The sequence below is a fragment of the Oceanisphaera marina genome (assembly GCF_014643915.1).
GTDB classification, from domain to species: domain Bacteria; phylum Pseudomonadota; class Gammaproteobacteria; order Enterobacterales; family Aeromonadaceae; genus Oceanimonas; species Oceanimonas marina.
This window is the reverse complement of the sequence record NZ_BMKE01000044.1, coordinates 1-10,229: the sequence shown is the minus strand read 5'-3', so window position 1 is coordinate 10,229 and position 10,229 is coordinate 1. Positions and strand designations below refer to the sequence as shown.

The 10,229-nt window shown below is 49.8% G+C and carries 8 protein-coding genes and 1 riboswitch; of the genes, 4 read left to right on the top strand and 4 right to left on the bottom strand.

What is annotated here, in order from left to right:
• The first annotated feature begins 662 nt into the window (after nt 1-662).
• The gene (locus IEW52_RS15180; RefSeq protein ID WP_188630929.1) at nt 663-1,130 is read left to right on the top strand and encodes an RNA recognition motif domain-containing protein; all 468 of its coding nucleotides are present in this window, start codon (nt 663-665) and stop codon (nt 1,128-1,130) included.
• Between the two features lie 4 nt (nt 1,131-1,134).
• Here IEW52_RS15180 and murI read toward each other — a convergent pair whose 3' ends face one another.
• Nucleotides 1,135-1,959, bottom strand: a complete 825-nt coding sequence (gene murI, locus IEW52_RS15175) for a glutamate racemase (RefSeq protein ID WP_188630927.1) — start codon at nt 1,957-1,959, stop codon at nt 1,135-1,137.
• A gap of 102 nt (nt 1,960-2,061) precedes the next feature.
• Entirely contained in the window at nt 2,062-3,882 is a 1,821-nt protein-coding gene (locus IEW52_RS15170) for a TonB-dependent receptor domain-containing protein (RefSeq protein WP_188630926.1), read from the bottom strand.
• Between the two features lie 39 nt (nt 3,883-3,921).
• Nucleotides 3,922-4,130: riboswitch (cobalamin riboswitch) on the bottom strand.
• 182 nt (nt 4,131-4,312) lie between these two features.
• On the opposite strand from IEW52_RS15170, the gene IEW52_RS15165 reads away from it, so the two are divergent.
• Together IEW52_RS15165 and IEW52_RS15160 are read left to right on the top strand one after the other, a co-directional pair.
• The gene (locus IEW52_RS15165; RefSeq protein ID WP_188630925.1) at nt 4,313-5,653 is read left to right on the top strand and encodes a sulfite oxidase; all 1,341 of its coding nucleotides are present in this window, start codon (nt 4,313-4,315) and stop codon (nt 5,651-5,653) included.
• Between the two features lie 8 nt (nt 5,654-5,661).
• Nucleotides 5,662-6,030 (top strand): hypothetical protein, encoded by a 369-nt coding sequence (locus tag IEW52_RS15160; protein WP_188630924.1) that lies wholly within the window; start codon nt 5,662-5,664, stop codon nt 6,028-6,030.
• 127 nt (nt 6,031-6,157) lie between these two features.
• On the opposite strand, the gene IEW52_RS15155 is transcribed toward IEW52_RS15160, so the two are convergent.
• Nucleotides 6,158-6,685, bottom strand: a complete 528-nt coding sequence (locus tag IEW52_RS15155; protein WP_188630923.1) for a cobalamin adenosyltransferase family protein — start codon at nt 6,683-6,685, stop codon at nt 6,158-6,160.
• A gap of 162 nt (nt 6,686-6,847) precedes the next feature.
• On the opposite strand from IEW52_RS15155, the gene trmA reads away from it, so the two are divergent.
• Nucleotides 6,848-7,957 carry a tRNA (uridine(54)-C5)-methyltransferase TrmA gene (trmA, locus tag IEW52_RS15150; RefSeq protein WP_229667992.1) on the top strand — a complete coding sequence of 370 codons (1,110 nt, stop codon included), beginning with the start codon at nt 6,848-6,850 and terminating at the stop codon, nt 7,955-7,957.
• A gap of 157 nt (nt 7,958-8,114) precedes the next feature.
• On the opposite strand, the gene IEW52_RS15145 is transcribed toward trmA, so the two are convergent.
• A complete protein-coding gene (locus IEW52_RS15145) occupies nt 8,115-9,359 on the bottom strand; it encodes a malic enzyme-like NAD(P)-binding protein (RefSeq protein WP_188630922.1) in 1,245 nt (414 codons plus the stop codon).
• Nucleotides 9,360-10,229 lie beyond the last annotated feature (870 nt).

Genomic DNA, 10,229 nt, shown 5'->3' with positions numbered 1-10,229 from the left:
CACAGTTTGCTGTGACCTTGTTTCAGGTCAGGGATGCGTATTCTACGCATTCCGTATTGTTCGTCAAGCGTTGATTCAAACTTTGTGTCGTTCTCTTCAAACCCTTGTGACCGTGGGCGTGTTGCCCCGTGTCAGTGGATGCGCATTATAGGGAGCGAGAGATTTAGCGCAAGGGCTTTTGTGATAAAAATACGCATTAGGTGACTGACTGCTCAAACACCCAGCATTGGCACATGTTATCTACAGAGTTACCCACAAGAAAGGATAGTAAAGAGTGGAGCGTAAGGGGTAAAGCGGCAACATAAGACCAACCCCCTTAAGCTATTTTGCCACGGAATCCACAGAAACCACGGACGAAGAGCGATAACAGAGGTAAGTAGTAAAGGGCTAAGGGTCAGTTCGTTCTTCGTTTTAGTGCTAATCTTCTTTTTTTGTGGGTTCCGTGCCAAAGATGTCTTTGAACTTGAAATTCACCTTAACCCTTCATCCATAACCCTTCGCCCTTCACCAACAACACTTTTTAGATCACATTTATCACGCATATTGACGACAAGCATTACTCCATAGCTCAATTGAGGCTATGCTGTAGTCGATGGTCTGTGCTGCGTTAGATTAACGTGGTCATACCATGCACATTCATCCACTTTGAGATTGGACTGCCGATGAAGTTATCCCAGTATCCTGTTTATATTCAGTCTGCCCTTTATGCCGTTGTGTTGGCCTTGGTCGGCTATTTTGTTGTTGGTTGGGCTGCGCCTTCACTTTCTGCTGCCGTTCTTTTTGCACTTGGCTTGTTGTTGGGCGGTTTTTTGATTCCTTTGTTCACCCGCCCTCCCGTGCCTGCGGCGATTCCCACTACTACCTTATATGTAGGCAACTTGCCCTACCGCGCTAATGAGGCATCTGTAAGAGCACTGTTTGAAGGCTTTGGCCAGGTATTATCGGTCAGGCTGATGAAAGACAAGCACACAGGCAAGCGCAGAGGCTTTGGGTTTGTTGAAATGCCAAGTGATGCTGCCATGGCAGCACAACAGGCATTAAACGATTCGGAGTTTCAGCAGCGCACGCTGAAGGTAAGAGAAGCCAATGAGCGTAAAGATGATGAAGAAGGTAACGGCGAACCGTCTTGATTGACTAAGGTGTAAAACACCCCAGTTCGCCAAACCCTTCTTTACTAAAAGTCCCGGCCTGTAGCCGGGCTTTTTTTGTTAGGCAGGTACAAAATAGTCGTCCTTTCTGAATACTCCGCTCACCCATTGCTTCTCCTTCCTCACCCTGCAGCTCCGCCAGTAAGCTGGACACACGACGCGCAATCGCCGCGCCCGAGTCAATCAACTTGGCATTGGGCAAGCATTGGCGAATTTCGGCAGCCAACAGCGGAAAATGGGTACACCCCAGCACTAAAGTGTCTGGCCCCTGCTCACCAGCCCAGGGGGCCAATACCTTATGGAGTTGCTGCATATCTACAGGCTGGCCAGACAGCTTGTCTTCGGCCATTTTTACCAGTTCTGTGGTGCCCAGCATGGATACCTGCAGATCGGCGGCAAAGTTTTGAATCAACTCCGCAGTGTAGCGACGAGAGACGGTACCCGGCGTGGCTAACAAGCCAATATGGCCCAGCCTGCTCGCTTGTTGATGTTGTCGGCTATATTCCGCCGCGGGCTTGATGGCTGGGACTACCCCCACCACGGGAATGGTCAATCGTTGCCGTAACGCGGGCAATACATGAGTACTGGCGGTATTGCAGGCAATAATGGCGATGTCGACTGGATAGCGTGCCACAAAGGCCTCGAACAACTCGACGACTCGTTCAACCAGCCGAAACTCGGTCAGCTCGCCATAGGGAAAACAGGCATTATCGAACAGATATAGATATTGATGACCCGAAAGGGTCTGGTGGAGCTCTCGATACACGGACAAGCCGCCCATACCGGAGTCAAAAATAAGAATGTTTGCCACTGCCCGCCCTCGCTATGCAAGAGCCGTATCATAGCGCCAAAACCAGCAATGAAAAAGCCGGCACTAGGCCAGCTTGAGACTGTTCATCGATGTTTAGTGCGATTAGAAGCGGTAATCGGCACCGACGTAGAATTCCATGTCGGGAGCGTCGTAGCCACTGACCACTTGATAATCTTTATCGAACAGATTATTGATCTTACCGTTAAGGGTCAGCTGTTGCGTTAACGGATAACGAGCACCTATGTTCCAGATGGTGTAAGGGGGCGTATATGTACTTGCAAACGAATTAGCATCTGGGGTTTGTCTATAACCCACATACAAGACTTGAGCAAATAAGTTAACATTAGCAACGTCTATATCACCTGTCCAGCTAGCTTTACGCTTGGCCCGATTAGATAACTGCTTCCCTTGATTGGGTACTCGTCGCTCTTCGGCATCTGTATACTCATAACTGACAGTATGATGCACTGGACCTGTATTGGTTTTAACTACAAACTCAACACCTTTAATAACTGCATCTGTATTGTCTTTTTTAGTCGGCGTTTGGCTAAACAGTAACCCTTTAATATCATTACGATAGAAGTTAACTTCCCAATCAAATAATGGATAGTTACCTAGCAATGACAACTCTAAACTTTCAGACTCTTCAGGTTCTGGCTCACCAGTTAAATAGCGTAAGTCAGTAAAACTAGGGGCCTTAAAAGCAGTACCATAACTTAGAATAGCTTTAGTATGCTTTGATAAATCAGCAGCTAATGCACTTTGCCAAGTACCATGAGTACCAAATTGCTCATTGTCATCGACGCGACCAGTTAATTCAAAAGAGATCGGTGACCAAGTATGAAACACGGAAACAAAAATACCTGTGTTATCACGATCAGGAGCAGTGAATTCGGTAGACTTAGATAATAAACGATCTTGCTGCCAGTCTATCCCTACTAATCCGTAACCCTGTTCAGAATAACTGTATTGTACTAAGCCATCGATACGAGTGGTAGCGGTGCTGGTATTACTAAATGAAACGGAGTTACGCCCATTTTTTTTCGCCCAGCTTTCTAATTCATGTTCACCATAGCTCGCATTTAGCTGACCAGTTAATTGCTGGCCTTGATACTGCACACCGCTATCAATTTGATAGGTTTGGGTGTCACTGGTATCAGCACCAAAACCACCACTATCGTAATCAGTCTTATTCTCCCAGCCATTAAAGTTGGCATCCCAAATCCAAGACTGATTCAACTGATGTTCAATACCCAAAGTTAGGTTCTTACTTGCAAAGCCATCCCGATCGGTTTCGGTATTGCCCGGGGCAGGCCGGACATCGTAACCACGAGTTTCACGATAGCCAGTACCCAACTGTAAGCGAGTATCTTCAGTTATCCACTGATTAATCGAAACATCAGTAGCATAGTAGTCGTTGCTGCCGGTGGTCACACTCAGCTGTTTGTTATTGACCTGAGATATAGTGATAATATTCACCACACCACCGATTGCTCCCGAACCATAAATAGCGGCGCGTGGACCACGAATATATTCGATACGCTGAACGTTGTTGATGGGCAGCTGGCTGAAGTCGACATTACCACTTACCATCTGCGCCATGGGGCGGCCATTGAGCAACACCAGCACGTGATTGGAATTAGTGCCGCGTACAAACAAACTTGTTTGCTGGCCAATTCCCCCATTCTGGCTACCAAACTGCATACCGGGCAGGGTTTCCAGCAGATCGACCAGTGAACGCGGCTGGCGGCGCTCGATATCGGCTTTGGTGATTACTTCTACTGGCGCCAGGGCGCTGGTGGCAGACTGTTTGACTTTACTGTAGATGGTGATGTCGGTGGCATCATCATTTTGAGAGGTAGTGGTTTTTTGGGCAAACGCCGCCCATGGCAACAATGCGGCTGCCAGCCATATTTTAGACATGTAATTACTTCCTAGTACGCGTAGTAATGGCCTGTTGGCCTTCCTGTGAACGCCTTGGCAGGTTTTCGGGCTTGGAGGCTCGAGCCTTAATCTATTGGCTCACCTAAACGACGGCTTCCCACCCGCTTTATCAGGCAGTGCCTGGGTTACCCCGTGTCGTGTCGTTCCTCGTTACCGCTGCGCGCCAGCTCCGGATTTACACCGGATTCCCGTTTATGCCTAAAGGCACCAAAGCGCGGGCATTATAGGGGAAAGCCTTATCAGCTGTATATGCACATACAGAGGGAAAATATGCATGTTTCCTTATAAAAATGAATATGACCTGGATCGCAATCACATCACTTTTACATAACGGCAACATATTGTCTTTTGCTAGGCTGCTTCAACTATGGTTATGGTTATGCGCGGTGTGCGTACAAGGAGAGACAAAATGGCAAACGATGCAAAGAAGAACAGTGACCAGCCCAGCCGAGGCCTGCATGAACTTTACGCAGAAGATCCCATTAAAGCCGATGAGCTGGTATGGAACCGTGAAACCGACAAAGGCAGCCGCCGAGGGTTTCTTAAACGTGGTGGCCTGCTGGCCATGGCCACCGCCATCGGGGCCAGCATACCTTTTTCTAAAAATATGCCGGCAGGATTGATCCCTGCCGCTTTTGCCCAGTCCGATGCGCCTTTTACCATTCCTGGTAAAGAAGGCCTGATGATTCTGAACGATAGGCCACTTAACGCCGAAACTCCGCCTCATCTGCTGGATGACGAAATAACCCCAGCCAAACATATGTTTGTGCGTAACAATGGTCTGGTGCCTGATAGCAAATCATTGGATCCGGCAAGCTGGACGCTGGAAATCGCCGGTGAGTCCTGTGAAAATCCCACCACCTTCACCATTGCCGAACTGAAATCTCGTTTCAAACATTACAGCTACCAGCTCACCGTAGAATGTGGCGGCAATGGCCGCAGCGAATACGTACCCGCAGCCAGTGGTAACCAATGGACCACAGGTGCCGTAGCCAGCCCCAAATTCACCGGTGTACGTTTGAAAGACGTGCTGGAGGCCTGCGGCATTAAAAAAGACGCCGTTTATATCGGCTATTATGGCGCAGACCTGCATCCCAGCGGTGATGCCAGCAAAGAAGCGATTTCCCGTGGTGTACCTATGTCCAAGGCGCTGGAGGATGAAACCCTGATTGCCTGGGCCATGAACGATGAAGATATTCCCTTATTGAACGGACACCCGCTACGGCTGGTGTGTGGCGGCTGGCCCGCTTCTACCTCTGGTAAATGGCTAAAAAAGATCGTGATCCGCAACCAGGTACACGACGGCAACAAGATGGCCCCCCCCTCTTACAGCGTGCCCAAATATCCGGTCGCACCCGGTACTCAAGTACCCAATGAAGACATGGAAATCATCGGCTCCATGCCGGTTAAATCTTTAATCACCTTTCCTAAAACCGGCATTACTCATCAACTGGGCGAACCTTTGCCTGTTCGTGGGCATGCCTGGGCGGGCGATCTGGAAGTGAGCGATTTTTACGTGTCCATCGACTTTGGCATTACCTGGCAAAAAGCCGAGCTGCGCTCACCGGCCAATCGCCTGGCCTGGCAGCACTGGCAGAGCGAACTGACCTTTCCCGAAAAAGGCTACTATGAAATCTGGGCGAGAGCGGTAGACAGCGAAGGCAAAGCACAACCTATGGTGGTGCCGGGCTGGAATCCCAAGGGATATTTGAACAACGCCTGCCATCGCATTGCGGTACAAATTGTCTAGGAGGCATAATGGCACACCCTATTGCTGTAAGTTTGTTATTGCTGGGGTTGTCGGCGGCCCCTGCGTTAGCCGCCGAGCAAGACCCGCAAACCGGTTTTATTATTGCGCCGGGTTGGGAAACCGTGCGCAATAATTGCATTGCCTGTCATTCGGCAAGTCTGGTCACGCAAAACAGCGGCAGCCGTGAACACTGGTTATCGCTGATCCGCTGGATGCAAGAATCCCAGGGGCTATGGGAGTTTGACTCCGATACAGAAAACACCATTCTGGAATATTTAAGCAGCGCCTATGGGCCCAAGCAAGACGCCCGCCGGCCACCGCTGCGCGCCGAACAACGACCAGAAAACCCGTATCGAAAATCCGCTGAGGCAAAGTGATCACTCTGCGCAAGTAAAGATCATGAACATAAACTGAAGCAACACATGCATAAGTTGCTTGATAACAGACTCGACCGCGGTCTTCACCCTGCGGTCGAATTCCTGTCTCCACACCTGCAATCTCGGCTTAGTAGTTGATACTGATGTAGGGAACTTCAGCTACGTTCTGACGATGCTTGATGGCGACGGTAAGCACGAAGAAGAAATTGGCCAGTACATTGGCGAATCGTGGTAATACTTCGTCGAATTTTCTGCCTTCTTCTTCCAGCCGCACCAGCATGCGCACTATCTTCTTGCCAGTGCAGCGACACAAATGCAGCTGCGGTACCGGGGCTGGCCCTCTGGGCAGCACAAACCCGGTCACTCGCCCCTCACTTGCCTGCTGATAATGAGTATATCGTTCTTTCAACCACTCGATATCTTGCTCGAAAATCCCGTTTTTACCGCGCACCGAGCCGTTCAGGTTGTAAATGAGCGGCTGTAACTGCTCCAGATCGGCCTGAATATCTTCGCAGCCCTCCGGCAACAGAGATAACACCACGCCGATATGGCAACAGAGTTCGTCGGTAAGAATTTCATAATCGCAGGTAAGGCGGGTTTCATAAATAAAGGGGTAGCACCATTCCCGAAGATCTTCCGGCTTTTTGCGACGCATGACGGTCTCTCATTATTGGTGTGTAACTAAAAATGCCCAATGCATTCAAATAGTGGCGCAGTCTGACAAAAGCGGGACACGACCGCCAGCATTGCGTTGGCGTTACACACATCCGCTCCGGGCGTGCTAAAATTCGCGCTTCGTTTTCAAGAGAGGCACATCATGAGCACAGTGGTTAACCCGCACACCTATCAGGCCCAGCTGGATGCCAAAGCACGCCAGCTACAAGATACCTTTGCGCCTTTTAATCCACCCCAGCTTGATGTGTTTGCCTCTGAGCCCGAACATTATCGCATGCGCGCCGAGTTTAGGGTGTGGCATCAAGAAGATGATTTGTATTACATCATGTTCGACCAGGCGACCAAGCAAAAATATCGCGTCGAACAGTTTCCTGTTGCCTCGCCTCTGATCAACCAGGCCATGCCCTTGCTGCTTGAAGCCATCAAACCCGATCTGGTGCTACGCCATAAGCTGTTTCAGGTGGACTTTCTATCCTCACTCAGCGGTGAATTGGTGATCAGCATGCTTTACCATCGCCAACTCGATGACGCCTGGCAGCAAGGCATGCAAACGGTGCGCGAACAGTTACAACAACAGGGCATCAATGCCAGCATTATTGGGCGCGCTAAAAAGCAAAAAGTGGTGCTGGGTCAGGATTACGTTATTGAAAAGCTGCAGGTGGCCACTCAGGCTGACACGAAAGAGCTGATTTATCAGCAAGTAGAAAACAGCTTTACCCAGCCCAACGGTCGCATGAATGAAAAGATGCTGTCCTGGGCGCTCGACGCCACCCAGGGTGCCAGCGGTGATTTACTGGAGCTGTACTGCGGTAACGGCAACTTCTCACTGGCTTTGGCGCCAAACTTCAATCGCGTATTGGCGACCGAAATTTCCAGCTCGTCGGTGAAGTCGGCTCAATATAATATTGCCGCCAACCACATCGATAACGTGACCATTTTGCGGATGTCGGCAGAGGAATTTACCCAGGCCATGCGGGGCGTGCGCGAGTTTCGTCGCCTGCAGGGCATCGATTTAGCCCGCTATGAGTGCAATACCATACTGGTGGATCCACCGCGGGCCGGCCTGGATGAAGAAACCGTCAAGCTGGTGCAGGAATACGATAATATTCTGTATATTTCCTGTAACCCTGAGACGCTACGCCAGAATCTGGACACCCTGTCTCAGACCCACACCATCAGTCGCTTCGCACTGTTTGATCAGTTCCCCTACACCCATCACATGGAAGCCGGGGTTTACCTTAAAAGAAGGTAAGAGTGAAGCGAACAAAATAAGCACAACGGCAAAGCATAGCAACGAAAAAGCACGCCCGGAAGCCGTGCTTTTATTTGGCTGAAGGCTTGCAGCTGCCGAAAGGCTTGTGCGATCAAAAAAGGGAGCCGAAGCTCCCCTTTTCATATCATGCGTGGAATTAATCCTGCATGTAGTTTGCTGGCAGTTCGATGCCGGCAACGCCGGACTCTACTGCTGCCACGGCCACGGCGCGAGCGACGCGAGGTAACAGACGTGGGTCCATTGGCTTTGGAATCACATAGTCTTTACCGAAGGTCAGGCTTTCGTAGCCAGAAGCATCCAGTACTGCCTGTGGTACCGGCTCTTTGGCCAGCGCGCGAATGGCGTCTACGGCGGCCACTTTCATCTCGTCGTTGATGCAGGAAGCGCGAACGTCCAAAGCACCACGGAAGATGAACGGGAAGCACAATACGTTGTTCACCTGGTTCGGATAGTCGGAACGACCCGTACCCATGATCAGGTCCTGGCGTACAGAATGCGCCAGTTCTGGCTTGATTTCTGGATCCGGGTTGGAACAGGCGAAAATAACCGGCTTGTCGGCCATCAGAGCAACGGCTTCGGCTGGCAATACGTCTGGGCCGGAAACACCTACGAATACGTCGGCGTCAGTGATAACGTCTTCCAACGTGCGCTTGTCGGTGTTGTTGGCGAACAGTGCCTTATACTCGTTCAAATCATCACGACGAGTATGAATCACACCGTTACGATCCAGCATGTAGATATTTTCACGCTGCGCGCCACACTTGATCAACAGCTCCATACAAGCAACGGCGGCGGCGCCGGCACCCATACAAACGATCTGCGCATCGGCAATGTCTTTGCCTTGCACTTCCAGCGAGTTGATCAGGCCGGCGGCGGTAACAATGGCGGTACCGTGCTGGTCATCGTGGAATACAGGAACGTTACAACGCTCAATCAGTGCCTTTTCAATTTCAAAGCACTCTGGTGCCTTGATATCTTCCAGGTTGATACCGCCGAAGGTGTCGGCAATGGCCGCGACTACCTGAATGAATTCTTCAGTAGTGCGGTGCTTAACTTCGATATCAACCGAATCGATGTTTGCGAAACGCTTGAACAGTAACGCCTTGCCTTCCATTACTGGCTTGGAAGCCAATGGGCCCAGGTTACCCAGACCCAGAATGGCAGTACCGTTGGTGATAACGGCAACCAGATTGCCTTTGCCGGTATATTTATAGGCATTGTCTGGATCAGCGGCGATTTCGCGCACTGGCTCGGCCACACCCGGGCTGTAGGCTAAGGCGAGATCCTGGGCGGTTTCTGCCGGCTTACTGATTTCAACGGAGATCTTGCCCGGAGTCGGGAAAGCATGATAATCGAGTGCTTTTTGACGGAAGTCGGTCATTCTACGAGTACCCTGATGCGATTGTTGACATTTATACGAATTATGTGTGAACAAGTTTATCACAATGTTTATACAATGTGATAGTAGTCAACTTATTCAACATTGCCTAGCAATATTCATTGCTTTATTTGTTCAAGCTGTCAGCGATCATCCCCTCGGCATACCGGCAGGTCACAGCAGTTAACTGCTATCATGCCGTCAATAAACAGCTGATTAGACTGTTCGCTGTGCAACCACATTGTCGCTTGCCCCCCATAATAACGATGGCTAGGCGCAAGCGATGCCTGAGACTAAAACACTGATAAACTTGAATTATTAAGATCTATTTTTACTGGATGCCGTCTGACCAGATATTTACGTTATCGATCTGGTCTGTACTATGGCTGCCAAATAACAACAGCCAACCCCCTGTTTTAATATGGCAACAATTTCAGCATTCAACTGCCAGAAACTGACCATTTTTATGCGAAAATGTGGCAACCAGCACCTTCATCATCACGCCTTTCAACAGCAAAAACCAGTTTCAATTGAAACCTTTATGGAATTTTATCCGGCTATTTGCCGCAAGTCGACCCAGGGTATTAGGCTGCCGGTAGCTCACTGTTTTTATTGAATTCTGTGATGAAGCCGACAACATGGTGGATCAGACTGGCATATGTAAATATAGCAGTATTAGCTTCCACTAATCATCGTGAGGACATGGTTTCATTCAATGGAAACTACGGCACAAGTCACTGCCAAAAAGACAATAAAAAAGGCGCCCTGAGGCTAACACCGATCAGTTAAGAATTTTGGCGATCGGTTGACCGATCCTTATACGGCGTCAGAATACCCTCATCACCACATGGTATGAGGGTATTTTTTTGCTTG